The following is a 25,386-nucleotide window of genomic DNA, read 5'->3' as shown; positions in this document are numbered from 1 at the left end:
GTCACCTCCGCGGGGCCCCGCCCCCTCCCGCGGGGCCCGGTGCGAGCGGGGTGCGGCTCAGCCGCCCAGGGCGTCGAAGCGGCTGCCGAGGGCGGCGCGGCCGGCCGCGGTGAGGTCGCCGTGCAGGCGCAGCCGTGCCAGGCCGCCGTCGGGGAAGACGTCCAGCCGTACGTGGGTGGCCGTCACGGCCCGCGGCAGCCGGAAACGGTGCGGGGTGTCGGGCTGGAGCCTGGCCTTCGGCAGGATCTCGAACCAGGAGGCCTCGTCGGCCGGGTCGCCGTCGCACCCGGACAGGGCCGCCCAGCCCGCCGAGTTGCCCTTGAGGTAGGCGGTGTCGATCTCCACGGCGCGGATCTCGCCCTGGGCGGCGAGCCGGAAGCGGACCCAGTCGTTCGTGCCCTTGACCCGGCGGCGGCGGTTCTCCCAGCCGTCGTCCATCTTGCGGGAGTGATCGGGCCGGATGAGCTGGGCGGGCGAGGAGTAGAAGCGGTCGGACGCGTCCTCGACGGTGCCGCCGTGCAGCACCGAGGCCAGGTCGAGGGTGCCCAGCACATCGAGCCACTCCGGGTCCGGCACGACCTCGCCGTGGACCCTCAGGCGCGCTATCCCGCCGTCGGGGTGCTGCTTGAGGCGGAGGTGGGTGAAGCGGCGCTCCACGGTGACCTCGAAGCCGTTGGCGGCGTGGCCGCGGACGGGGGTGCGCGGGACCAGCTCCTCCCACTTCACCTGGCCGGCGAGCAGTTCCCCGGGGCCGGGGCTGCCGGGGAGCGCGGTGGCCTCGATGCTGACCTGCTGGGGGTAGTTGCCGCGGAAGTGGGCGGTGTCGACGACGATGCCGCGGATCACGCCGGGGGCGGCGAGCCGGATCAGCGCCCAGTCGTGCGCGTCGTCGTCCGGGAAGGGGTGGTCGCCGTCGGTGCCACGGCGGCGGCGGGTCTCCCAGCCGTCCATGATCTTGCCCTTGTGGCCGAAGTGCTCGGGGTCGAAGACCGCCGGGGTGGGCTTCAGCAGGTTCTCGCGCTCGGCGAAGAACTCGTCGTTCGCGGCGATCACCCCGGCGCCGAGGCGGCGGTCGGCGAGGTCGACGAGGGAGGTGAAGGGGAAGTCCCCGCCGCGGTAGTCGGCGTAGGGGTCTCCGCCGCCGTACGGGTTCGCGTCGTTGGCGTGCGGATCGGTGGGGTCGGCGGCCGGGTGGGCGGTCATCGTTGCCTTTCGACGGGGTGAGAGGTGCGGACGACTCCACGGTCGCAGCGCACTACCGCTCAGGTCCATCGAAAGTTTTTGAGGAATATGTTCAGCCGGGCTGAACGGTCGGGTCCTCCGGCGTCTGGGCCGCGGCCGCCTGCCGGAGCGCGGCCAGCACCCGGGCCAGGCCCGGCGCCCCCTCGGAGCCGCGGCGGACGGCGGCGACCACATGGCGGCGCGGCTGGTCGGCGTGCAGCACCCGCACCGCCACTCCCCCGCCCTCGCGCCCGCCCCGCACGCCGGGTTCCTCCGCACCGCGCCCGGCGGCGCCCAGGCCACCCGCCATCGCCATCCGGGGCACCAGCGCCACTCCCATCCCCGCCGCCACCATCGCCCAGATCGCGCTCCAGTCGGCGGCGGCGTGCGCCTGCTCGGGCACGAAGCCGGCGCTCTCGCAGGCGGTCGTGGTGATCTGCGACCAGGGCCCGCTGCTGCCGAAGATCCAGGGCTCGTCCGCCAGGTCGGCCAGCCGCAGCCCCGGCTCGCCGGCCAGCGGATGGCCGGCCGGCAGCGCCACGTCCAGCGGGTCGGCGAGCAGTGAGACCCGGCTGAACTTGGGGTCGCGCGGGGTGGGGGCGTGCGCGGCCAGCGACAGCGCCAGATCGACGCTGCCCTCGGCCAGCAGCTCGTAGGCGGCCTCCGCCTCCGCCTCCCGTACGACGACCGACAGGCCCGGGTGGCTGCGGCGCAGCTCCAAGGCGGCCGGGACCACCAGGGCCGGGATCGCCGTGGAGAAGGCGCCGATCCGCACCTGGCCCGCCTCGCCCTGGAGGTAGCCGAGCAGGTCCGCGTCCGCGCGCTCCAGCTGGGCGAAGACCGCCTCGGCGTGCCGCAGCACCAGCTGCGCGGCGTCGGTCAGCCGGACCCGCCGGCCGTGCGCCTCCAGCAGTGTGACCCCGAGCGCCCTGGCCAGGCCGGTCAGCTGCTGGGAGACCGCCGAGGGCGTCAGGTGCAGCGCCTCGGCGGTCGCGGTGACCGTGCCCAGCTCGTGGAGGGTGCGCAGGATGCGCAGCTTCTTGAGGTCCCAGTCGGCCATGCGGGCAGCGTACGCACCCGCCGCCGCGCGCACCCGCCCGCGGACGGCGGCGGAGGCGGCCGGCCGGGTCAGCCGCGGCGGTTGGCCTCGCGGCGGGCGAGGATGGCGGCCTGGCGCTCGTCGAACTTCCGCGCCTGGCCGTCCAGCCCGTCCATGAACAGGCCCAGCTCCTCCTGCGCGGCCAGCCCGGCCGGGCCCAGCCCGCCGATCTCCAGCACCTTCAGGTAGCGCAGCACCGGCTGCAGCACGTCGTCGTGGTGGATCCGCAGGTTGTAGATCCCGCCGATGGCCATCCGGGCGGCCGACCGCTCGAAGCCGGGCATGCCGTGGCCGGGCATCCGGAAGCCGGTGACGACATCGCGCACCGCGCACATGGTCTGGTCGGGGGCCATCTCGAAGGCCGCGCCGAGGAGGTTGCGGTAGAAGACCATGTGCAGGTTCTCGTCAGTGGCGATCCGGGACAGCATCCGGTCGCAGACCGGGTCGCCGGAGTGGTGGCCGGTGTTGCGGTGCGAGATCCGGGTGGCCAGTTCCTGGAAGGCGACGTACGCCACCGAGTGCAGCATGCTGTGCGAGTTGTCGGACTCGAAGCCCTCCGACATGTGGGCCATGCGGAACCGCTCCAGCTCGTCCGGGTCGACCGCCCGGCTGGTGAGCAGGTAGTCCCGCATCACGATGCCGTGCCGGCCCTCCTCGGCGGTCCAGCGGTGCACCCAGGTGCCCCAGGCGCCGTCGCGGCCGAAGAGGGTGGCGATCTCGTGGTGGTAGCTGGGGAGGTTGTCCTCGGTGAGGAGGTTGACCACGAGGGCGATCCGGCCGATGTCGCTGACCTTGGACTGCTCGGGGTCCCAGGCGTCACCGTCCAGCGGCCCGGGGAAGTTGCGCCCGTCGCTCCACGGTACGTACTCGTGGGGCATCCAGTCCTTGGCGATCTTCAGATGGCGGTTGAGTTCCTTCTCGACGACCTCTTCGAGCGCGTAGAGCAACTGGGCGTCGCTCCAGGCGGCCTGGCCGAGCTCTCCGTTATGGCGGGCGGGGGCGATGGTCACGGGGGAACTCCAGGGGACGACGACCTACGGGTCCGTAGGTTTGACCTACGGCTGCGTAGGTTACGTCATCGTAGGTTAGGGCCGGTTAAACACCTCCCCCCGTTCAAACCGGCCGAAAAGCGCGCGATAGCCGCCCCGCAACCCCTTTTCCACCTGGGGAAATAGCCGGGTACGACAAAGGGCGCCGCCCGGTTCTGTCACCGTTGGGCGCCCGGAAAGGGAGCCGGTCAGGCCTCGGTCCGGACCCGGTACGGCCTCGCCCCGGACCGGATCCGGGCATGACGAAGGGCGCCCCCGGTCCTGTGACCGTGGGGCGCCCTCAAGGCGTCACTGATGCCCGGCGTCAGCCCTTGGGCTGGGCCTTCTTGCGGGACTTGTCGCCCGCGACGACCAGCCCGGCGATGATCAGGAAGAGCACGATGGGTGCAGCGACATAGAGGCCGAGCGTCTGGATCACGCTCAGGCCCGGACCCGGGTCGTCACCGTCGTCGCGGGTGAGCGCAAACGCGGGGGACGACATCAGCAGCATCAGCGCGGTGCCGGCGGTGATGGTTCCGGCGCGCAGGACATTCTTCTTGACCTTGTTGCTCACGAAGTCAACGTATCGGACGCCCCGGCGCCCCGCGCGCGGGGGGTGGCACAACCGGCGGCCGGGTGCCCGGGAGCGGGCTCCCGGGGCGTGCGCTCCGGAGCGCCGGGCGGGACTACCACCGGCCGCCGGACACGTCGCGCATCAGCGCATGCAGGCGGGGGGAGGCGGCCAGCTCCTCCAGGGTGTGCGGACGGCCGTCGGGGCCGGCGATCGGCAGGCGCCAGTTCGGGTACTCGTCCCATGTCCCGGGGAGGTTCTGCGGGCGGCGGTCCCCCACCGCGTCGGGCAGCCAGATGCCCACCATCCGCGCCGGCGTCCGCAGCAGAAAGCGGTGGGCGGCCCGGACGGCCGCTTCCTCGTCGGCCGCCCCTTCGGGCAGCAGGCCGCGCCGCACCAACTCCCGCAGCCACTCGGTGCGTTCACAGCGGGCGCGGGAGCGCTCCCGCTCCGGCGGCCCGGCGAGCAGCCCGAGCCGTTCGCGCAGCGCGACGTCCTCGCCGGTCAGCCGGGCCGCGGTGGGCGGCAGATCGTGGGTGGTGACGGTGGCCAGACAGGCGCTGCGCCACTCCTCGGGCGCCAGGATGCGGGCCAGGGCGGCGGGGGCCGGGGCCGGGGCGGGTTCCGGGGTGGCGGGCTCAGCGGCGGGCGCCGAGGAAGGACCCTCCCCGGCCTCCCCGTCCCTTCCGCCGGCCTCCCCACCCCCGTCGTAATCCCGCTCGAACCACAGCACCGACGTCCCCAGGACGCCCCGTTCGGCGAGCGCCGCACGGACCCCGGGCCCGACGGTGCCCAGATCCTCGCCGATCACCGCGGCGCCGGCCCGGTGCGCCTCCAGGGCCAGCACCGAGAGCATCGCCTCACCGTCGTAGCGGACATAGGCGCCGTCCGTCGGGGGCCGGCCCTCCGGGACCCACCACAGCCGGAACAGGCCCATCACATGGTCGATGCGCAGCGCCCCGGCGTGCCGCAGCATGCCGCGCAGCAGCTCCCGGTAGGGGGCAAAGCCCGCGGCGGCCAGCGCGTCCGGGCGCCAGGGCGGCAGCCCCCAGTCCTGGCCGCGGGAGTTGAAGGCGTCCGGCGGCGCCCCGACCGACATCCCGGCGGCGAAGGCGCCCTGCTGCGCCCAGGTGTCGGCACCCAAAGGGTGGACGCCGACGGCGAGGTCGTGCACCAGCCCGATGCCCATCCCGGCCTCCCGCGCGGTCCGTTGCGCGGCGGCCAGCTGCTGGTCGGTGAGCCAGACGAGCCGGCTGTGGAAGTCGATCCGGTCGAGCAACCGCGGCCGCAGCCGGGCGGTGCCCGGGGAGCGCGGATCGCTCAGCCCGTCGGGCCAGCCGCGCCAGTCGGGGCCGTGCCGCTCGGCGATCGCGCACCAGGTGGCGTGGTCCTCCAGCGCCTCGCCCTGCTCGGCGAGGAAGTCGCAGTACGCGGCCCGCCGGCCCGGGGTGAGCGGGACCGCGCACATCAGCTCCAGGGCCTCGCGCTTGAGCGCCCAGACGGCGTCCCGGTCGATCAGCGCGCCCTCTTCGAGCACCCCCTCGCGCAGCGCACGGGCCCGCGCGGCGAGCTCGTCGGCCCGTAAGCGGGCGGCGCCGGTGAGCCGGGCGTACTCGGGGATGTCCTCGATCCGCAGATGGACCGGGTCGGGGAAGCGGCGCGAGGAGGGCCGGTAGGGCGAGGGGTCGGTGGGCGGGCCGGGGACGGCCGCGTGCAGCGGGTTGAGCTGGAGGAAGCCGGTGCCCAGCGCGCGCCCCGACCAGGCGGCGAGGTCGGCGAGATCCCCCAGGTCGCCCATGCCCCAGGACTGCCGGGACAGGAGGGAGTAGAGCTGCACCAGGAAGCCGTGGCTGTGGCCGGCCGGTGCGGGCACCCGGTCGGGCGCGACGATCAGCCGGGCGCGGGCGGCGCGGCCGTCGGGGGCACAGGCGTGCAGCACATGGACGCCCAGGGGCAGCCGGGCGAGGGCCGCCGGACCGGACGCCGCCGGGTCCGGTGTGTCCTGTGCGGCCGCCCCGCCCTCGGTCTCGACCCGCAAGGCGGTGCCTTCGGGGAGATGCGCGAGGTCGGGCGGCCGGCCGGGGCGGGCGACGACGGTGCCAGGAAGCAGGGCGCGGGCCGCGCGGTCCTCGTACGCGGCCAGGGCGCTGCGGACGGCTTGCGGGGTCGAGGCATCGACCCCCAGTGCGGCGAGCACGGCGACGACGGTGTCGCCGGTGATCTGGACGCTCCGGCCCGGCGAGGGCTCGTAGGACGTGGCGATGCCGTGCAGCCGGGCGAGCCGCGCGCGGCCCATGGGTCCTCAGACCTCCATGGACTCCGTGCCGTGGCCGGCGGCCGTCGGCTCGCTGGTCAGCGGCAGCTCGGCGGAGATCGGGACCTCGCTGGTCAGCGGGGCGGCGTCGGCGAGCGGGGGCTCGCTGGTCAGGGGCGGCTCGACGAAGCTGAAGGATCCGGAACCGTCCAGGCCGGAATCGGGGTCGGACAGCCCGTCGAAGATGTCGGACTCCATCGTCGCACCTCCCGGTTTGGAGGACAGGGCGTCGAGGAGCAGCTGAGCGGATGCGGCCACGAGGGCCTCCCGTTCATCGGTAATGGGACACGTGGGCCCTACCCACTCGACACGATCGCAGACGTATCTGCTCACGAAACGTGACCCACGTCACATTATGCCTCACGCAGGCGATTTCACTGCGCCGGGCGCCGGGAGACGCACAGAACGCGGAGGAACCGGGCTCCGGGACGGAAGTTCTGCGGGCCGGCGAGCCCCCCGGATTCCGCCCGCGAGCCCCCTGGATCCCGCCCGCGGCACCGGCCGGAACCCGTCCCCCCTTCCGCCCCTCCGGGCCCCCGCCCTCGCCCGGTTGACACCCGAACCGCCACAATGGTGGGCTCACGGCCGGAGGTCTGCCCGAACGGGCATCGGCGGGGATAAACGGGGCGCCGGTGCGGACCGGCGAACGAGGGACGGGACGAGGAGCAGCCGTGCGAGGCCGGGGCGTATGGAGCGTCGGAAGTATCGGTAGGAGCGGCAGGGGGAACGGCGCGGGCGCCCGTGCGCGGGTGGCCGGAACCACCGCCCTGGCCGCCGCGGTCATCGGAGGTCTGCTCGGCGGGGTGCCCAGCGCCCAGGCGGCGCCCGCCGACCCCGCCGTCGGCGCCCCCGAACGGCCCGACCGGCCGGCCGGCGCCGGGCACACCCCCGCCGTCTGGCCGCGCCCGCAGTCGATGCAGGAGCTGGGCGACGCCGTGCCGCTCGGCCGCGAGGCGGTGCTGGTGGCCGCTTCGGACACCGACCCCCACACCCTGGACGCGCTGCGCGGCCTGCTGCGGGACGCCGGGGTGCACACCGTCCGGCAGCAGGCGCCCGGCGACCGGCTGCCCGCGCACGGGCCGGTGATCCACGTCGGCGGCGAGCAGGCCGCTCACGCGCTGCGGGCGCTGCGGGCACCGGCCCGCGGGGATCTGCCGGCCGGCGGCTACCGCCTGGCCGTGGGCCGGGTCGCGGGCCGGGACACCGTCGCCCTGGACGGCGTCGGCGCCGACGGCCTCTTCCACGCCGCGCAGACCCTGCGGCAGCTGGTCACCCACAGGGACGGCCAAAGGCAGCTGGCCTCGGTGGCCGTACGCGACTGGCCCGGCACGGCGGTGCGCGGCACCACCGAGGGGTTCTTCGGGCAGCCCTGGAGCCAGGCCCAGCGGCTCGCCCAGCTGGACTTCATGGGCCGCACCAAGCAGAACCGCTATCTGTACGCGCCGGGCGACGATCCGTACCGCCAGGCCCGGTGGCGCGACCCCTACCCGGCCGGGCAGCGCGCCGGCTTCCGGGCGCTGGCCGAGCGGGCCCGGGCCAACCACGTCACGCTGGGCTGGGCCGTCGCCCCGGGCCAGGCGATGTGCCTGTCGTCCGAGGAGGACCTGCGGGCGCTGCGGCGCAAGGTGGACGCCATGTGGGCGCTGGGCGTGCGCTCCTTCCAGCTGCAGTTCCAGGACGTCAGCTACAGCGAATGGCACTGCGACGCCGACGCGGACGCCTTCGGCACCGGCCCCGCGGCCGCGGCACGGGCACAGGCCAGGGTCGCCAATGCGCTCGCCGCGCACCTGGCGCAGCGGCATCCGCAGGCCGGGGCGCTCTCCCTGATGCCGACCGAGTACTACCAGGACGGCTCCACGGCGTACCGCCGGGCGCTGTCCGACGCGCTCGGCGACCGGATCGAGGTGGCCTGGACCGGTGTGGGCGTGGTCCCGCGGACCATCACCGGCGGCGAGCTGTCCACCGCCCGCCAGGTGTTCGGCCACCCGCTGGAGACCATGGACAACTACCCGGTCAACGACTACGCCCAGGACCGGATCTTCCTCGGGCCCTACCGGGGCCGGGAGCCGGCCGTCGCCACCGGCTCCACGGCGCTGCTGGCCAACGCCATGCAGCAGCCGCTCGCCTCGCGCATCCCGCTGTTCACGGCCGCCGATTACGCGTGGAATCCGCGCGACTACCACCCGGGCCGGTCCTGGGACGCGGCCGTCGACGATCTGGCGGGCGGCGATCCGCGCTCCCGTGCCGCCCTGCGCGCGCTGGCCGGCAACGCCTCCTCCTCGCTGCTGGACCGGACCGAGTCCGGCTATCTGCAGCCCCTGATCGACCGCTTCTGGAAGGCCCGCGAGATCGCGGTCAACCACGGCCGGCCGGGCCGGGACCCGGATCTCGCCAAGGCCGCCAAGGCGCTGCGGGCCGCGTTCGGCACCATGAGCACCGCGCCCCGGGACCTGCGCCCCGACCTGGCCGCCGAGGTCCGTCCGTGGGCCGAGCAGCTGGCCCGCTACGGCAGCGCCGGCGTCCAGGCCGTCGACACGCTCATGGCGCAGGCCCATGACGACGGCGACGCCGCCTGGCCGGCCCAGCGCACGGCGCAGCGGCTGCGCAAGGAGTGCGCGCACAGCCCGGCGACGGTCGGCAAGGGGGTGCTGGCCCCGTTCCTGGAGCGGGCGATGACCGAGGCCGACGCCTGGACCGGCGCCCGCCGCACCGCCCCCGATCCCGGCGACGGCGCCGGCGCCGGCACCGGCGAGCGCGACGGCCGGACGTCCCTGACCGTCCCCTTCGAGCGGACCCGCCCGCTCGCCGCGGTGACCGCGCTGACCGCCCCGGGCCCGTCCGCGGCCGCCGTCTCCATGGAGGCGCATGTCCCCGGCGAGGGCTGGCGCCGCCTCCACCGGCTCTCCGCCAGCGGCTGGACCGAGGCGAAAACGCCCCGGCTGCGTGCCGACGCGGTACGGCTGACCTGGGCGAAGAGCGCGCACGCGCCCTCCGTGCAGGCCTTCACGCCCTGGTTCGACGACACCCCGGCGGCCGGGCTCGAACTGTCCCGCAAGGAGTCGGACGCCCGGACCGGCGGCAGTGCGACGGTGGACGCCCTGATCTACTCCCGCCGCCCCGGCGACGTCCGCGGGAAGCTGGCGGTCAAGGCGCCCAAGGGCTTCACCGTGCACGCCCCCGAGGTGGTCACCGCACCGCGCGGCGGCACGGCCACGGTCCGCGTCACCGTCGACATCCCCGAGAACGCCCGCTCGGGGACGTACGAGATCCCGGTGGAGTTCGGCGGCGCGGAGCGCACCCTCACGGTGCGCGCCTATCCCCGCACCGGTGACAGGGACCTGGCGCGCGGCACCGTCGCCACCTCCTCGGGGGACGAGACCGCGGATTTCCCGGCGTCGGCGGCCACCGACGGCAACCCCCGGACCCGCTGGTCCTCCGCCCCGGAGGACGGCGCCTGGCTGCAGTTCGCGCTGGCCCATCCGACCCGCCTCGGCCGGCTCGTCCTGAACTGGCAGGACGCCTACGCCGCCCGCTACCGCATCCAGGTCTCGCCGGACGGCCGCAGCTGGCGCACGGCGGCCACGGTCCGGGACGGCAAGGGCGGCCGCGAGTCCGTCCGGATGGACGCCGGGAACGCCCGGTTCGTCCGCATCCAGGGCGACAAGCGGGCCACCCGCTTCGGCTACTCGCTGTGGTCGGTGGAGGCGTATGCGGTCGCGGAGGCACGGCACCCGGGCAACGACAAGCACTGAACGGTGCCCGGCGAGCGGCGCCGGGGGAGCGGGTGCGGTGCGGCGGGTGCGGTGCGGCGGGTGCGCCGGCGGCCGTCGTGGACGCCGCTGGATCCTCGTCACCGCGGCGGATGGCCACGGGGCGAGGATCCGGCGGCGTCCGCCCCGGCCGGAGCGGGACGCACGGCCTGTGCGCGCCGCACGAGAGGTGCGGGACGTGCGACACCACCGTCAGGACGCAGAAACCCGGACCTACGCCGATACGGCGTCGATCCGGGCCAGGGCGTCATCCGCGCCGTACGGCTGCAAATACGGCAGCCAGCGCGGGTCACGATGGCCCGTGCCGATGATCCGCCACGCCAGTCCCGACGGCGGGGCGGGCTGGTGCCGCAGCCGCCAGCCGATCTCGGCGACATGGCGGTCGGCCTTGACGTGGTTGCAGCGCCGGCACGCGGCGACGACGTTTTCCCAGGTGTGCTGACCTCCGCGGCTGCGCGGGATGACGTGGTCGACGCTGGTTGCGACGCCACCGCAGTACATACAGCGCCCGCCGTCACGGGCGAACAGCGCCCGGCGGGTCAGGGGAACGGGGCCTCGAAAGGGCACCCGCACAAACCGCTTCAAGCGGACCACGCTCGGAGCGGGTATGACATGGGTCGCACTGTGCATCAGGGCGCCGGATTCCTCGAGGCTGACAGCCTTCTCGTTGAGGACGAGGATGAGCGCGCGGCGGAGCGGTACGACGCCGAGCGGCTCGTACGACGCATTGAGGACCAGAACATGCGGCACGGGTGCCTCCTTGTACGCCGGCGGCGCGTGGCTCGCGCCGGGACGATCTCCCCACAGTGTCCCCCGGTGCCTGGTGAGAGCGCCACCATGACCGAGTAACGGGTCGGAGGTGTTTTCCACCACACACCGGCACGTCCGGCCGGATACGGCTCATTCCGGCCCTGCGCACAACTATCCGACTCGAACAAGGGCGCGGACCGCTCCTGTTGCCCCGTTAGTGTGGTTGGTCAGCCCGGTTCACGGTGTCCCGCCGGGGCCCGGGTCTGCTGTCCCACACGGAAGGTTCGACTGTGTTCTGGTCCGCTTCGCCGGCCGCTGCCGCGCCCCTGCGCGCCGCCACGCCCGGCTCATCCGGCCCGACGTCGCTCGACGACGCCACGGACAAGGCCACCAACGCCGCCGGCTGGGTGCAGGAGAACTGGGGGACGTGGCTCACGTCCGGCCTGCAGATCTTGCTGATCATCGTGATCGCGGTGGTGCTGCGGCATGTGATCCGCCGCACGATCACCAAGCTCATCGAGCGGATGAACCGCACGGTGGCCGCCGCCCAGGGCACCGCGCTGGGCGGTCTGCTCGTCAACGCCGAGAGACGCAGACAGCGCTCCGAGGCCATCGGCTCGGTGCTGCGCAGCGTCGCCTCCTTCGTGATCATGGGCACCGCCGCCCTGACGGTGCTCTCCGTCCTGAAGATCAACCTGGCGCCGCTGCTGGCCAGTGCCGGTGTGGCCGGTGTGGCCATCGGTTTCGGCGCCCGCAACCTCGTCACCGACTTCCTCTCCGGCGTCTTCATGATCCTTGAGGACCAGTACGGCGTCGGCGACGAGATCGACGCGGGGGTGGCAGGCGGCACGGTCATCGAGGTCGGCCTGCGGGTCACCAAGCTGCGCGGCCCCAACGGCGCGATCTGGTACATCCGCAACGGCGAGGTCAAGCGGATCGGCAACCTCAGCCAGGGCTGGGCCACCGCCACCGTCGACGTGGTGATCGCCGCCGACCAGGACCTGGAGCGCGCCCGCGAGACCATCACCCAGGCCGGCGAGGAGATGTCCAAGGCCGAGCCCTGGAACGAGCAACTGTGGGAGCCGGTGGAGGTCCTCGGCCTGAGCGAGGTCCACCTGGACACCGTCACCATCAGCGTTTCGGCCAAGACCATGCCCGGCAAGGCCCCCGGCGTGGAGCGCGAACTGCGCTGGCGCATCAAGCGCGCGCTGGACGCCGCCGGCGTCCACCTGGCCCCGCGCCCGGCCCCCGGGGAGGAGGAAGAGGAGGCCGCCGACCCCACGGCCGGCATGGCCGCCCCCTCGGCCCTCAACAACCCGCAGTCCCCGCAGTCCCTGGCGACGACCCCGATCGCTGCGCCGTCGAAGATGGGGAAGTGAGGCAGGGAGACCGGCCATCCGGACCTGACGGCCCGGACCGTCGACGGGAGGGGCGTACCGCATGGGTACGCCCCTCCGCGTTGTGCCGGTGCTGTGCGCCGGCGCGGTGTCCGGGAGCAGAGGGCGGCCAGAGGGGGCGGCGGGCGGCGAACCCGTCCGGTCCGCACCGTTGACGCCGCCACGGCCCGCCGCTTAGCTTCCCGAAGGAGCAATGGGAAGGTTTCTTAACAGATGCTCGGCGGGCGGGGGCGCTCCGGCGCCGTCGGCGAACGGTGAGGGGCGGCATCATGGCCGGGGGGCGCAGTGCGCAGGGGATGCGGGGCACGCCGGGGAGGCCGGGAACGCCCGGGACGCCGCGGGTGTTGCGGGCCATGAACGACCGGGCCGCGCTCGATCTGCTGGTGTCGCAGGGCCCGTTGACCCGTACGCGGATCGGGGAGCTGACCGGGCTGTCGAAGCCCACCGCCTCGCAGCTGCTGGCGCGGCTGGAGGCCGCGGGGCTGGTGCGGACGACCGGGAATGTGACCGGGCGGCCGGGGCCCAGCGCGCAGCTGTACGAGATCGACCCGGTGGCGGCGCATGTCGCCGCGCTGGCCGTCGATCCGCTGGGGATCACCGCCGCGGTCGCCGACATCACCGGGCAGGTGCTCGGCGAGGAACGGGTCAACGCCGATGCCGTTGCCGGGGAGACGCCGCACCGGACCGCGCGGCTGGTCGCGCGGGCCGTCGACGGGGCGCTGGCCCGGGCCGGGCTGAAACGCGGGCAGCTGCACGGGGCGGTGATCGGCACACCCGGTGCGCTGGACCCGGGGACCGGACGGCTGCGCTATGCGCCGCATCTGCCGGGGTGGCACTCGCGGACGCTGAAGGAGGAGCTGGCCGGGGTGCTGGGCACACCGGTCGCCATCGAGAACGATGTGAACCTGGCGGCGGTCGCCGAGCAGTACGACGGGGCCGCACAGGACGTCGACGACTTCGTGCTGGTGTGGGCGGACAAGGGGGTCGGCGCCGCCCTCGTGCTGGGCGGCCGGCTGCTGCGCGGGGCCACCGGCGGCGCGGGCGAGATCGGCTATATGCCGCTGCCCGGCGCCCCGTTGTCCCGGGGCGGTGACCACGGCGACGCGCAGGCGGACGACGCCGGCGGCGGCTTCCAGCGGCTGGTCGGCTCGCCGGTCGTGCTCGCGCTGGCCCGGGAGTACGGGGCCCCGGACGCCCGTACCGTCGAAGGGGCGATGGCGCACGACGGGGTCCGTGCCGAGGTCGCGCGGCGGCTGGCGACCGGGATCGCGGCCGTGGTCGCGGTCGTCGATCCGCGGCTGGTGGTGCTCTCCGGCGAGGTCGCCCGGGCCGGCGGCCAGGCGCTGCGCGCCCTGGTCGAGGAGGAGTTCACCGGGCTCCCGCTGTCCCGCCCCGCCTTGCGCCTGAGCCATGTCGACGGCTCCCCGATCCTCCTCGGCGCACTGCGGACGGCGCTCGCCGGGGCACGCGATGCGGTGTTCCACACCGGCTGAGCGCCGGGCTGTGGCCCGCGGATCCACGCCGCGCGCGGCGCCCTCGTCCTGTTCTTCGCACGCTTCCCGTTCTCGGCAGGCTTCCCGGTCTTGGCAAGCTTCCTGTTCTCCGCATGCTTCCTGTTCTCCGCACGCTGCGCACAGAAGGCCTTCGTCGAAGGCATCACGCTCACCGGAGTGAAGGGCTGATCCGTATGCCGTCTCCCAAGGGACGCACCCCGCGCCCCCGCACCGAGCACCCCCGCGTCAAGCTCGCCGTGGTCGGCGGCGGCTCCACCTACACCCCCGAACTCATCGACGGTTTCGCGCGCCTGCGCGAGGTGCTGCCGCTGGAGGAACTGGTCCTCATCGACCCGTCGGTGGACCGGCTGGAGCTGGTGGGCGGCCTGGCCCGGCGGATCTTCGCCAAGCAGGGCCACCCGGGCCGGATCTCCTGGACCACCGACCTGGACGCCGGCACCGACGACGCGGACGCGGTGCTGCTGCAACTGCGGGTGGGCGGCCAGGCCGCCCGCCACCAGGACGAGACCTGGCCGCTGGAGTGCGGCTGCGTCGGCCAGGAGACCACCGGCGCCGGCGGCCTCGCCAAGGCGCTGCGCACGGTCCCCGTAGTCCTGGACATCGCCGAACGGGTGCGCCGCCGCAATCCCCGTGCCTGGATCGTCGACTTCACCAACCCGGTCGGCATCGTCACCCGGGCGCTGCTCACCCACGGCCACCGGGCCGTGGGGCTGTGCAATGTCGCCATCGGTTTCCAGCGCAGATTCGCCGGGCTGCTGGGCGTCTCCCCCGGCGAGGTCGAGCTGGAGCACGTCGGCCTCAACCATCTCACCTGGGAGCGGGCGGTACGCGTCGCGGGCGAGGACGTCCTGCCCCGGCTGCTGACGGACCACGGCGACGCCCTGGCCGAGCACCTGCGCCTGCCCCGCTCACTGCTCGACCGCCTCGGCGTCGTGCCCTCCTCCTACCTGCGCTACTACTACCGGCACGACGCGGTGGTACGGGAGTTGCGCAACGCGCCGTCCCGCGCGACGGAGGTCGCCGCCCTCGAACGAAAGCTCCTCGGCATGTACGGCGACCCGGCGCTCGACGAGAAGCCGGAGCTGCTGGCCCGGCGCGGCGGCGCCTTCTACTCGGAGGCGGCGGTGGCCCTGACCGCCTCCCTCCTGCGCGACACCGGGGACACCCAGATCGTCGACATCCTCAACCACGGCACCCTGCCGTTCCTGCCCGACGACGCGGTGATCGAGGTGCCCGCGACCGTGGACTCGACCGGCGCCATGCCCCTCCCCGTGCGCCCCTTGGAGCCGCTGTACGCCGGGCTGGTCGCGCATGTCACCGCCTACGAACACCTCGCCCTCAAGGCCGCGTTGTGGGGCGTCGGCGGCCGGAGACCCGACCGGGCCGGCGGGCGCGACGCCGTCTTCTCCGCGCTCCTCGCCCACCCGCTGATCGGCCGGACCGACCACGCGGACCGGCTCACCGACGCACTGCTCGCGCACAACCGGGCGCACCTCCCGTGGGCCTGACCGGCACGGCGCTCGCCGTCGACGCGGGCAACAGCAAGACCGATGTGGCGCTGGTGGCCACGGACGGCAGGCTGCTCGGCACGGCGCGCGGCGGTGGCTTCCGGCCGCCGGCGGTGGGGACCGGTCCGGCGGTCGACGTCCTGGCGCCGCTGGTGCGTTCGGTTCTGGCGCAGGCCCGGCCGGCGGGCCGGGTCGGACACCTCTCCGCGTTCCTCGCGGGCGCCGATCTCCCCGTCGAGGAGGAGCGCCTGGCCGCCGAGCTCGCGGGCCGGGGATGGGCGCGCACGGTCAGCGTCCGCAACGACACCTTCGCGCTGCTGCGGGCCGGGCTGCCGGACGTCGGGGCGCGGGCGGGCGTCGCCGTGGTGTGCGGGGCGGGCATCAACTGCGTGGGGGTCGGCCGGGACGGTGCCATGGCGCGCTTCCCGGCCCTCGGCCGGCTCTCCGGCGACTGGGGCGGCGGGGCGTTCCTCGCCGAGGAGGCCCTGTGGTGCGCGGCCCGGGCCGAGGACGGCCGCGGCGCACCGACCCGTCTGGCGCACGCCCTGCCCGCGCACTTCGGCCTGGGCGGCATGCCGGAGCTGATCGAGGCGTTCCATCTGCGGGCCCTCCCCGGCCACCGCCGCCATGAACTGGTGCCGCTGCTCTTCTCCGTGGCCGGCGCCGGTGACCGGGTCGCCCGCGCCCTCGTGGCCCGCCAGTCGGAGGAGATCGTGCTTCTGGCCACCGTCGCCCTGAAGCGCCTCGGTCTTCTCGGCGAAGAGGTCCCCGTGGTGCTGGGCGGCGGCGTCCTGGCCGCCCGTCACCCGCTCCTCCACGACCGGATCACCCGGCTCCTCGCGGAGCGTGCCCCCAACGCGGTGCCCCGTGTGGTGACCGCCCCGCCGGTGCTGGGGGCGGCCCTGGACACGCTGGACCGGGCGGGCGCCGAGGCGGGCGCTCATGGACGGCTGCGGGCGGCGTGGCAGGCGGAGCCGCCCGCCCCTCAGTCCCCCACCGGAAGCGCCAGGTCCCGAACGTGACCGGCCAGGAGCAGGACCGCGGCGTCCACGGCGGCCCGGGGATCCCGGTCGCGGATGGCGTCGGTGAGGCGGGAGTGCGGGTCGTCGGGAGCCGCGGTGGCGGTGTCCAGGCAGGCGGCGCGGCGCAGTTCCTCGCGCAGGGCGGCGCTCAGGGAGCGGTAGATGTCGGCGAGGACGGGGTTGTCACTCGCCTCGGCGACCAGGACGTGGAACTCGGCGTCGGCGGCGGTGAAGGCCTCGCCGTCCTGCGCGGCGAGGGCGGCCCCGCGGCGGGCCAGCGCGGCTTCGATGCCGGCGAGCTGGCGGTCCGTGCGGTGCTGGGCCGCCTGGCGGGCGGCGACCACGTCGAGGCCCTGGCGGACCTGGGTGACATGGCTGAGCTCGGCGCGTTCGAGACGGCGGCGGAGGGCGAGGGCGCTGTCGTCGTCACAGAGCACGAAGGTGCCGTCGCCCTGCCGGGGCTCCAGGAGGCCGGCGTGCACCAGGGACCGTACGGCCTCGCGGACCGAGGCGCGGCTGACCCCGAGGGTTTCGGACAGGGCGCTCTCGGGCGGGATGCGGCTGCCCACCGGCCAGGCGCCGCTGACGATCTGGGCGCGGATCTCGTCGGTCGCGCTCTCCACCAGCGACACCCTGCCCTTGCGGACCGACTGCACGGGATCACTCCCCCTTCGGCGCGGTGTCCGGGGCCCGGTGTCACCTGATGTCCGACGATTCCCCGCCCACTGTAGTGCCGGTCCCCGCGGCGCGGCGGGCCCGCCGGTCCGCGGCCCGGACACCCCCCTCGAACAAGATCTCCGAACAAGATCGGGGCATTCGCGGTGTGTGTGTCAGTGGCTGCGGACATACTGCTGCCCATGCACCGGTTCTTCTCGTGAGCGCTTCCTGGCGCCGAGCGCGGGATCCGGTCCCGACATCAGCGACCGGGGGGAGGTTCCGTGTCGAGCACCAGCGTGCCGGCCACCAGTGGGTCGGCCGGCGGCGCGCCACCGCCCGCCGCCGGGCGCAGGACGGCCTGGGCCGAGGGGCTGGACGAGCTGCGTGCCGCGGCGACGACGGAGCCGGGCCGGCTGCGGGTGATCGGTGCCGTACTGGCCCTGCTGGTGGTGCTGTCCGGCGCGGTCACGGCCTGGCAGGTCGCGGACCGGGCGGCGGCCGCGGACGACGTGGTGGAGCGCAGCCAGCCGCTGACCACGGACGCGGCGAGCATCTACCGCTCGCTGGCGGATGCCGATACGACGGCCGCGGCCGGTTTCCTGGCCGGCGCCAAGGAGAGCCGGGCGACCCGCGACCGCTATGCCGCCGATATCTCCACCGCGTCCGCGCTGCTGGTCAAGGCGGCCGCCCACAGCAGCGGTCCGGCCGGCACCGGCGCGCAGATCGCGAAGCTCAACAGCGGACTGCCGCGCTATACGGGGCTGGTGGAGACGGCGCGCGCGAACAACCGGCAGGGGCTGCCGCTGGGCGGCGCCTATCTGCGGTACGCCAACGAGCAGATGCGCACCGAGCTCCTCCCGGCCGCAAGGGCGTTGTACGACGCGGAGACGGACCGGCTGACGGCGGACTACGGCGCGGCCGGGGCCCGGCCGTGGTACGCGGTGACGGCGGGTGTGGTGGCCCTCGGGGCGCTGGGGTGGGCGCAGCGGCGGCACTACCGGCGCACCAACCGGGTGTTCAACCGGGGCCTGCTGGCGGCGACGGCGGCGTCCGCGGTGGTGCTGGTGTGGCTGGTGGCGGCGCATACCGTGGCGCGTACGGGGCTGACGGGTTCGTACGAGCACGGCGCCCGGTCGCTGCGGGTGCTCAACGAGGCGCGGATCGATGCGCTGCAGGCGCGCGGGGACGAGAATCTGACGCTGGTGGCGCGCGGCGCGGTGCTGACCCACGGCCAGCAGGATTTCTACGAGGCCGCATTCCGCTCCCGGATGACGGATCTGGCGGGCGGGGACGGGCCGGGGGCCGCGCCGGCGAAGAGCAGGCTGGGGGCGGCGCTGGCGCTGGCCGACGACGAGGCGGGGCGGCGTCCGGTGCGCGCGGCGCTGGCCGGCCTGCGGCAGTGGCGGGCGCGGCACGGCGAGGCACGGACGGCGGACGAGAAGGGCGACTACCCGCAGGCGCTGGCCAAGGTGATCGGCACGGACGGGTCCACCGGGCAGTCCTTCGACCGGGTGGCCGCCGGGCTGCAGCAGGCGCTGGTGCACGAGCAGGCGGAGTTCCGGTCGGCGGCGGACGCCGGGCGCGGGGCGCTGGACGGGCTCGCGGTGGGGGCCGGGGTGCTGGCGTCCGCGGCGGCGGTGGGCGCGGTGCTGGGGATCGGCCGCAGGCTGGCGGAGTACCGGTGAGGAGACCTGGTGAGAGGGGCATGCGGGTGCGCGCGGGAGAGCTGGTGAATCTGCGTGCCGTCCTTGCGCCGGTCGCGTCCGGGATGGGGGTGATGGCCGCGGTCGCCGCCGTGCTGGTGCCGGTGCTGGGCGGCGACGCCGGGCGGGCCGGGCGCGATCCCGGCCGGGTCTCCCCGTCCGCTGCGGCCCACCGGGCGTACGGGCCGGGGGCGGCGCCGGCCGCACCTGCCGCCGCGCCGTGCACGGCGCGGGACGCCGCGGCGAGCCTGCGCCCGTCGGCGGACGACGGTGCGGCGGTGAAGCGGATCAAGGAGCGGGACCAGCTGGTCGTCGGCGTGGACCAGAACACCTACCGGTGGGGCTACCGCAATCCGTCCACCGGCACGCTGGAGGGCTTCGACATCGATCTGGCACAGGCGATCGCCGAGGACATCCTGGGGCCGCATCCTCATGTGGTCTTCAAGACGGTGCCGACCAACCAGCGGATCCCGGCGCTGCAGAAGCGTGCGGTGGACATGGTGGTGCGGACCATGACGATCAACTGCGCCCGCAAGCGGCAGGTGGCGTTCTCGACCTCGTACTTCCAGGCGGGGCAGCAGGTGCTGGCCCCGATCGACTCGGCGATCAAGGCGTTCGACGGTTCGCTGCGGGGCCGGCGGGTGTGCACGGCGGCGGGTTCGACGGGTGAGACGGCGCTGCGGGCGCAGCCGCACGGCGCACAGGTGCTGACGGTGCCCAGCCAACTCGACTGTCTGGTGCGGCTGCAGCTGGGCCAGGCGGACGCGGTGGTCACGGACAGCGCGCTGGCGGCGGCGCAGGCGGCGCAGGACCCGAGGGTGGAGCTCAAGGGCAAGCCGTTCACGGACGAGTCGTACGGCGTGGCGATGAACAAGGACGACACCGATCTGGTGCGGCGGGTGAACAAGGTCCTGGACGACTACCGGAGCGGCGGCGGACACAGCGCCTGGATGCGGGCGTACCGCACGTGGCTGAAGGCCGATCTGCCGGGCATATCGGGGCCGCCCGCGCCGGAGTACCGCGACTGATCGCTCCAAGGAGCGGAGTAGTGCCACTGATCGCCCCGGGAGGGCCGGATGCCGTCACTATGGAAGAGGTCGGGGGGAGGAGCAGACCGCAGCGGCCGCCCGGCCGCGGCAAACGCCGTGCACCGTACGCGTATTGGAGAGGTGATCGATGGGGGTCCCCAGGCCCTTCCCCGGTTCTCCGGGGGAGCCCGATGCCCTGGTGCAGGACCGGGAGCAGGTGGACCGCGCCCTGGAGCGGCTCGGTGCCGAGTACGAGGCGATCGAGACGTCACTGCTCGCCCTGCAGGATCACGCGGGGCGCCGGCTGCTGGAGGGCGCCGAGCTGGCCGGCACCACCAAGGAGCGCTGGGCGGCGGCGGAGCGGTCCATCACCCTCCTGTGGACGCTGTTCGATGCCTATACGGCGGCGCTGGAGCAGGCGCGTGAGCTGCGGGAGCGGCGGCGCCGGCCGTCCCCGGAGGACCTGGCGGAGCTGACCGGGCTGCTGTACGGCGACGCGGTGACGGTGCCGGATCCGGCCGCGGGCACGGCCACGGCCACGGCCAGCGACGGTACACCGGGCGGCCCGGCCCCGGGGGGCGAACGGTTCACTCTGGACGGGCTCGTCGAGCGGATGAACGGGCTGTACGCGCAGTCGCTGGACGTCATCGTCGCCGCCGATGCGGTCTGGTCGGCGCTGCCGGCCCGGATAGACCTGCTGTCGGCCGAGTTGCAGCGGACGCGTTCCCTGGCGCACTCGGTGGGCGTACGCCCCGGTGAGCACCCGGCGGGCGACGACCTGGAGCGGATCACGGACGAGCTGCTGCGGCTGCGGGAGCGGGTGATCGCGGATCCGCTGGCGTTCTGGGTGTCGACGTCGACGGGGAGTTCGGCGCCGGGCGGCGGCCGTCCGGACACCGTGCGCTACGACCGTGCGGCCCGTGCGCTGGAGGACATCCGGCGTGAGGTGGCGGCGGTGCTGGACGTACGGCAGGACGCGGAGCAGCGGCTGATGCAGCTGCGGGACGTGCTGTCGCGGGCGGACCGCACGCTGACCGAGGCGCGGCAGGCCCGGGGCGAGGTGCTGGCGAAGATCGCCGCGTCGGAGGTGCCGGCGGTCAGCGGCCCGTCCACGGCGCTGCACGAACAGCTCGCCGCGGCCGCCGGCTACCGGAGACGGGCGCAGTGGCACCGGCTCTCGCCGCTGCTGGACCGTCTGGAGGAGCGGGCGGAGGACGAACTCCTGCGGGCCCGCGAGTCGTTGACGGCGGTGACCGCGCCGCTGGCGGTGCGGGCCGAGCTGCGCGGCCGGCTGGACGCGTACCGGGCGAAGCTCGCACGTCACGGTTTGGCGGAGGATCCGCTGCTGACCGAGCGGTACGACCTGGCGCGGCGGATGCTGTGGAGTGCGCCGTGTGATCTGCGGGCGGCCGAGCAGGCGGTGTGGCGCTATCAGCAGGCGGCGGCGGAGGCACTGGTTCCGCCGCAGCGGGAGGACAAGGGGGATGTGTGACGGAGCGGGCCGACGAGCGCTGCCAGCGACGGGAGTGCGCGGGCAGTTACGAGGATGTCGGCGGCGGTGAGCTGTACTGCGACCTGTGCGGGCTGGCGCCGGTGGTCTCGCCGGACGGGCTGCTGTCCTCGCCGCCCACGGGCCTGACGGGCCGGGAGCTCACCGGCGGCACGGCGGGCCGCGAGGCGGCGGGGGCGTTGCTGACGGTCCCCTCCCCCGCCCCAGCCCCCGGCACGGATGCTGTCCCCGGCACACGCACCGCCCGTTCCTCGCCCTCGCGGCGCTCGGTGCCCGGCCGGCACTCGCGGTCGGTGTCCGGCAGGGTGCCGGAGCGCGGTGTGGCGGCGGTGTCGGTGCGCGGCGCGGGCAGCGGCGCGTCCTCCGGGGCGGCGCGGGGACGGCTGGGCGCGGGGCTGGTGACGGTGCCGGAGGTGCCGCGGCCCGATCCGCGTACGGCGGTGCTGGAGCATCCGGAGGTGCCGGAGCGGAAGCGGTTCTGCAGCCGTACCGACTGCGGTGCGCCGGTGGGCCGGACGCGCGGTGACCAGCCGGGCACCACGGAAGGCTTCTGCGGCAAGTGCGGCCACCCGTACAGCTTTGTGCCCAAGCTGCGGCCCGGCGACATGGTGCACGGCCAGTACGAGGTCGCGGGCTGTCTGGCGCACGGCGGGCTCGGCTGGATCTATCTGGCGACGGACCACGCGGTCTCCGGCCGGTGGGTGGTGCTCAAGGGGCTGCTGGACACCGGCGACGAGGAGGCGCTGGCGGTGGCGATGTCCGAGCGGCGCTTCCTCGCCGAGATCGAGCACGCCAACATCGTGCGGATCTACAACTTCGTGGAACACCTCGACCGGGCGACGGGCAGTCTCGACGGCTACATCGTCATGGAGTACGTCGGCGGCAAATCGCTCAAGGAGCTCGCCAACGACCGGCGCACGCCCCAGGGCAGGCGCGACCCGCTGCCGGTCGAACAGGCCTGTGCCTACGGCATCGAGGCGCTGGAAGCGCTCGGCCACCTGCACCGCCGCGGCTACCTCTACTGCGACTTCAAGGTCGACAACGCCATCCAGCAGCACGACCGGCTCAGGCTGATCGACATGGGCGCGGTGCGCAGGATGGACGACCACCACAGCCCGGTCTACGGCACGATCGGCTATCAGGCACCGGAGATCGCCGCGCTGGGCCCGTCGGTCTCCTCCGACCTCTACACCGTCGCCCGCACCCTCGCCGTCCTCACCTTCGACTTCCAGGGCTATACGAACGTCTTCGCGGACTCCCTGCCCGATCCGGACCACATCGAGGTGTTCCGCAGCTACGAGTCGTTCTACCGGCTGCTGGTGCGCGCCACGGACCCGGACCGGGCGCGCAGGTTTGCCTCGGCGGAGGAGATGGCCGAGCAGCTGACGGGCGTGCTGCGCGAGGTGGTGGCGCTCCAGTCGGGTGAGCCGCGGCCCGCGCTGTCCCCGCTGTTCGGGCCCGAACTCCGGGTGGTCGACACGGAGCTGATGGCCGCGGCGGAGGGCGACAGTTCGCTGCTGGGCGCGCGGGGGGCGCTGGGCGCGCGGGGGGCGCGGGGGGCGCGGGGGGCGGCGCGCCCCGCACAGCCGGCCGGCGGCGGCCCGGCACTGCGCCCCCTGGATGTCGCCGGCGCCGCCCTGGCCCTGCCGGCGCCTCGGGTGGATCCGGACGATCCGCACGCCGGGCTGCTGGCCGGGCTGCCGGCCGCCGCGCCCGCCGAACTGCTGGGCGCCCTGCGCTCGGTGCCGGTCGAGTCCCTGGAGGTCCGGCTGCGTGCGCTGCGTGCCCGTCTGGAGACGGGGGACGGCGCCGGGGCGCAGCGGGCGCTGGAGGAGATCGCGGCGGCGGAGCCCGCCGGGCAGTGGGCCGCCGCGTGGCGCGGCGGCGACGAGCCCGGCACCGGGGGCGCGGACTGGCGGGTGGTGTGGCACCGCGGCCTGGTGTCGCTGACGACCGGTGACCGCGAGGGCGCCGCACTGGCCTTCGACGCGGTCTACGACGCCTTCCCCGGCGAGCCGGCGCCGAAGCTGGCGCTGGGGATCTGCGCGGAGCTGCTGGGCCAGCTGGACAACGCCGTGGAGTACTACCGCCTGGTGTGGGCGACCGACCGCAGCTATGTCGGCGCGGCGTTCGGACTGGCCCGGGTGCACCTGGCGGCGGGCGACCGCACGGGCGCGGTCGGGGCGCTGGAGTCCGTCCCGGAGGCGTCCATCCACTACATAGCGGCGCGGATCGCGGCGGTCCGCGCCCGGCTGCGGGGGCGGCCGCCGCGCGATCCGCTGACGGCGGATCTGCGGGCGGCCGCCGAACAGGTCGAGGCGCTGGCGGGCTTCGGTCTGGACGCCGAACGAAGGGAACAACTCACCACCGAGGTACTGGGCAGCGCCCTGGACTGGGTACTCTCCGGTAGCCACGGTGCCGGGCCGGACGCTCCGGCGGGCCCGGCCGGGCGGCCTTCGCTGCTCGGCTGCCCGCTGGACGAGCGCGGTCTGCGGTTCGGCCTGGAGCGGTCGTACCGCCTGCTCGCGCGGCTGGCGCAGCGTGGTGAGAAAAGGATCGAACTGGTGGAACGGGCCAACCGCTTCCGCCCCAGGACGTGGGTGTGACATGGGTGTGACTGAGCCGTCCCGGTGCCCGGGCTGCGACGAGCCGTGCGCTGCGGGAGACAACTTCTGCGGGCGGTGCGGCGCCGCTCTCCCGGCGTCCGCCGCGCCGCCGGCGTACGGCGCCCGGCCCGCGCACGGCGCCGGCGCCGTACCTCCCGTACCGCCCCAGCCGCCGGCGCCGCCCGGTCCTGCGGCCGCCTACGGTGCGGCCGGGCCGCCGCCTCCTCCGGACCCGCAGGCCCGTCTGCCGTACGGGGACGCGGGGACGGTGCCGGTGCCCGCACCGTCGCCGGTACCGGTGCCGGGTAACGCCCCGCCGCTGCCCCGCCATGCGCCCTCGGTGGCCGGTGGCCCGCCGGTGGCCGACACGCCGCCGCCCGTGGTCCCGCCGGTGGACCCGCACGCCGCCGCGCCCGTCGACCCGCGCGTCGCCGGATACGAGGCGGTCGCCGACGCGGCGGGCGCGGAGCCCGGTGCACCGGCGGGGGCCGCGGAAGGGGGCGCACCCGCCGACGCGCCTGCCGGTGGTCCCGCGGCTGGGCCGGCAGCGGCCGGTGCCCCGTCCGGCACCCCCGCCCACGGCACCGCCCGCTGTGCCGTCTGCCGTTCCGGCGCCGTGGGCCCGGACGGCTACTGCGAGCACTGCGGGCACGCCCAGCCCCGTGAACGCGACCACATGGAAAGCGAGTTGGCGGGCATCGCGGCGGTCAGCGACCGGGGCCACCGCCACCACCGCAACGAGGACTTCTTCGCGCTCCGCGCCGCCGCGCTCCCCGACGGCACCCCCGCCGTGGTCGCGGTGGTCTGTGACGGCGTCTCCTCGGCGACCCGCCCGGACGAGGCGTCCACGGCGGCGTCCGAGGCCGCCGGCGAGGCGCTGCGGGCGTCGCTGCCGCGCGGCACCCATCCCCAACAGGCCATGCACGAGGCCATCCTGGCGGCCTCCTCGGCCGTCGACGCGCTGGCCCCCGACCCCTCCTCGGCACATGACGAACATCGCCGGCAGAACGCCCCGGCCTGCACCTTCGTCGGTGCGGTGGTCGGCGGCGGGCTGCTGACCGTGGGGTGGGTCGGCGACAGCCGGGCCTACTGGATCCCCGATGACCGTACGGCTCCGCCCGCCCGGCTCACCGAGGACGACTCCTGGGCCGCCCAGATGGTCGCCAACAACCTGATGTCCGAGGCCGAGGCGAACGCCGACGAGCGGGCGCACGCCATCACCGGCTGGCTCGGAGCGGACGCGTACGAGGTCGAGCCGCACACCGCCACGTTCCAGCCGGACGGACCCGGTGTCGTGGTGGTGTGCACCGACGGGCTGTGGAACTACGCCGAGTCCGCGGAGCAGATGGCCGCGGTGCTGCCGTACGACGCACCCAGCAGGCCGCTGGAGAGCGCCCGCACGCTGGTCACCCACGCCCTCGACGGCGGCGGGCACGACAACGTCACGGTGGCGCTGGTGCCGTTCCCGGCCCCCGCGGAGCGGGCAGGATCGGCCTGACCGGCTCACCACCGCCCCGGTGGAATGCCGGTCCGGACCACGGTTCGGATGACGGTGGGGCGCACGACACAGGGCGCGACGTACGCGGTACGCCGCGCCCTGTGGCCGAAATCGTGCGCCCCCGCACCCCGCACCCCGCCTGACGCAGCACGGCCCCGACAGCCCCGACAGCCCCGACAGCCCCGATCGA

18 protein-coding genes are annotated in these 25,386 nt (G+C 74.9%); 10 read left to right on the top strand and 8 right to left on the bottom strand.

Annotated elements, in window-relative coordinates; translation table 11 throughout:
- Positions 1-57: 57 nt before the first annotated feature.
- The 6 genes from alc to D9V36_RS29270 form a co-directional block, all read right to left on the bottom strand.
- On the bottom strand, positions 58-1,203 hold the full coding sequence (alc, locus tag D9V36_RS29295; protein WP_129296393.1) for an allantoicase: 1,146 nt from the start codon (positions 1,201-1,203) through the stop codon (positions 58-60).
- A gap of 91 nt (positions 1,204-1,294) precedes the next feature.
- Positions 1,295-2,281: a LysR family transcriptional regulator gene (locus D9V36_RS29290; protein ID WP_129296392.1), complete on the bottom strand. Its 987-nt coding sequence runs from the start codon at positions 2,279-2,281 to the stop codon at positions 1,295-1,297.
- A gap of 68 nt (positions 2,282-2,349) precedes the next feature.
- Complete coding sequence (locus tag D9V36_RS29285; RefSeq protein ID WP_129296391.1) at positions 2,350-3,330, bottom strand: acyl-ACP desaturase; 981 nt, start codon at positions 3,328-3,330, stop codon at positions 2,350-2,352.
- A gap of 343 nt (positions 3,331-3,673) precedes the next feature.
- Positions 3,674-3,922, bottom strand: coding sequence for a hypothetical protein (locus tag D9V36_RS29280; protein WP_129296390.1), 249 nt, complete (start codon positions 3,920-3,922; stop codon positions 3,674-3,676).
- 112 nt (positions 3,923-4,034) lie between these two features.
- Entirely contained in the window at positions 4,035-6,215 is a 2,181-nt protein-coding gene (gene malQ / locus D9V36_RS29275; protein WP_129296389.1) for a 4-alpha-glucanotransferase, read from the bottom strand.
- Between the two features lie 6 nt (positions 6,216-6,221).
- A complete protein-coding gene (locus D9V36_RS29270) occupies positions 6,222-6,491 on the bottom strand; it encodes a hypothetical protein (protein ID WP_129296388.1) in 270 nt (89 codons plus the stop codon).
- 491 nt (positions 6,492-6,982) lie between these two features.
- On the opposite strand from D9V36_RS29270, the gene D9V36_RS29265 reads away from it, so the two are divergent.
- Positions 6,983-9,985, top strand: a complete 3,003-nt coding sequence (locus D9V36_RS29265; RefSeq protein ID WP_129296387.1) for a beta-N-acetylglucosaminidase domain-containing protein — start codon at positions 6,983-6,985, stop codon at positions 9,983-9,985.
- Between the two features lie 231 nt (positions 9,986-10,216).
- On the opposite strand, the gene D9V36_RS29260 is transcribed toward D9V36_RS29265, so the two are convergent.
- Positions 10,217-10,753, bottom strand: a complete 537-nt coding sequence (locus D9V36_RS29260) for an HNH endonuclease (protein ID WP_006605595.1) — start codon at positions 10,751-10,753, stop codon at positions 10,217-10,219.
- 290 nt (positions 10,754-11,043) lie between these two features.
- Between D9V36_RS29260 and D9V36_RS29255 the strand changes: the two genes are divergently transcribed.
- The 4 genes from D9V36_RS29255 (at position 11,044) to D9V36_RS29240 (ending at position 16,194) form a co-directional block, all read left to right on the top strand.
- Positions 11,044-12,132, top strand: a complete 1,089-nt coding sequence (locus D9V36_RS29255; RefSeq protein ID WP_129296386.1) for a mechanosensitive ion channel family protein — start codon at positions 11,044-11,046, stop codon at positions 12,130-12,132.
- Positions 12,133-12,503: 371 nt separating this feature from the next.
- Positions 12,504-13,643: an ROK family transcriptional regulator gene (locus D9V36_RS29250; RefSeq protein ID WP_129296385.1), complete on the top strand. Its 1,140-nt coding sequence runs from the start codon at positions 12,504-12,506 to the stop codon at positions 13,641-13,643.
- Between the two features lie 194 nt (positions 13,644-13,837).
- Positions 13,838-15,172 (top strand): 6-phospho-beta-glucosidase, encoded by a 1,335-nt coding sequence (locus D9V36_RS29245; RefSeq protein ID WP_129296384.1) that lies wholly within the window; start codon positions 13,838-13,840, stop codon positions 15,170-15,172.
- Positions 15,163-16,194 carry an N-acetylglucosamine kinase gene (locus tag D9V36_RS29240; RefSeq protein ID WP_129296383.1) on the top strand — a complete coding sequence of 344 codons (1,032 nt, stop codon included), beginning with the start codon at positions 15,163-15,165 and terminating at the stop codon, positions 16,192-16,194. The genes D9V36_RS29245 and D9V36_RS29240 overlap by 10 nt, the downstream gene beginning before the upstream one ends.
- Here D9V36_RS29240 and D9V36_RS29235 read toward each other — a convergent pair.
- Positions 16,158-16,850 (bottom strand): FadR/GntR family transcriptional regulator, encoded by a 693-nt coding sequence (locus D9V36_RS29235; RefSeq protein ID WP_129296382.1) that lies wholly within the window; start codon positions 16,848-16,850, stop codon positions 16,158-16,160. The genes D9V36_RS29240 and D9V36_RS29235 overlap by 37 nt on opposite strands.
- Positions 16,851-17,132: 282 nt before the next feature.
- On the opposite strand from D9V36_RS29235, the gene D9V36_RS29230 reads away from it, so the two are divergent.
- From D9V36_RS29230 to D9V36_RS29210, 5 genes are all read left to right on the top strand, one after another.
- The gene (locus tag D9V36_RS29230) at positions 17,133-18,536 is read left to right on the top strand and encodes a hypothetical protein (protein ID WP_431357706.1); all 1,404 of its coding nucleotides are present in this window, start codon (positions 17,133-17,135) and stop codon (positions 18,534-18,536) included.
- 20 nt (positions 18,537-18,556) lie between these two features.
- Entirely contained in the window at positions 18,557-19,582 is a 1,026-nt protein-coding gene (locus D9V36_RS29225) for a glutamate ABC transporter substrate-binding protein (protein ID WP_129296381.1), read from the top strand.
- 148 nt (positions 19,583-19,730) lie between these two features.
- Positions 19,731-21,074, top strand: coding sequence for a hypothetical protein (locus D9V36_RS29220; RefSeq protein ID WP_129296380.1), 1,344 nt, complete (start codon positions 19,731-19,733; stop codon positions 21,072-21,074).
- Positions 21,071-23,698, top strand: a complete 2,628-nt coding sequence (locus tag D9V36_RS29215) for a serine/threonine-protein kinase (protein ID WP_129296379.1) — start codon at positions 21,071-21,073, stop codon at positions 23,696-23,698. The genes D9V36_RS29220 and D9V36_RS29215 overlap by 4 nt, the downstream gene beginning before the upstream one ends.
- Before the next feature lies 1 nt (position 23,699).
- On the top strand, positions 23,700-25,196 hold the full coding sequence (locus D9V36_RS29210) for a PP2C family serine/threonine-protein phosphatase (RefSeq protein ID WP_129296378.1): 1,497 nt from the start codon (positions 23,700-23,702) through the stop codon (positions 25,194-25,196).
- The last annotated feature ends 190 nt before the right edge of the window (positions 25,197-25,386 follow it).

Source organism: Streptomyces lydicus, assembly GCF_004125265.1.
Lineage (GTDB): Bacteria > Actinomycetota > Actinomycetes > Streptomycetales > Streptomycetaceae > Streptomyces > Streptomyces lydicus_C.
This window is presented reverse-complemented; position numbering and strand designations above follow the sequence as displayed.

What these genes read in the sequence shown, in the direction of transcription:
- alc (WP_129296393.1), bottom strand. Translation starts at nt 1,203, where the DNA reads ATGACCGCCCACCCGGCCGCCGACCCCACCGATCCGCACGCCAACGAC.
- D9V36_RS29290 (WP_129296392.1), bottom strand. Translation starts at nt 2,281, where the DNA reads ATGGCCGACTGGGACCTCAAGAAGCTGCGCATCCTGCGCACCCTCCAC.
- malQ (WP_129296389.1), bottom strand. Translation starts at nt 6,215, where the DNA reads ATGGGCCGCGCGCGGCTCGCCCGGCTGCACGGCATCGCCACGTCCTAC.
- D9V36_RS29250 (WP_129296385.1), top strand. Translation starts at nt 12,504, where the DNA reads ATGAACGACCGGGCCGCGCTCGATCTGCTGGTGTCGCAGGGCCCGTTG.
- D9V36_RS29245 (WP_129296384.1), top strand. Translation starts at nt 13,838, where the DNA reads ATGCCGTCTCCCAAGGGACGCACCCCGCGCCCCCGCACCGAGCACCCC.
- D9V36_RS29225 (WP_129296381.1), top strand. Translation starts at nt 18,557, where the DNA reads ATGCGGGTGCGCGCGGGAGAGCTGGTGAATCTGCGTGCCGTCCTTGCG.
- D9V36_RS29220 (WP_129296380.1), top strand. Translation starts at nt 19,731, where the DNA reads ATGGGGGTCCCCAGGCCCTTCCCCGGTTCTCCGGGGGAGCCCGATGCC.
- D9V36_RS29210 (WP_129296378.1), top strand. Translation starts at nt 23,700, where the DNA reads ATGGGTGTGACTGAGCCGTCCCGGTGCCCGGGCTGCGACGAGCCGTGC.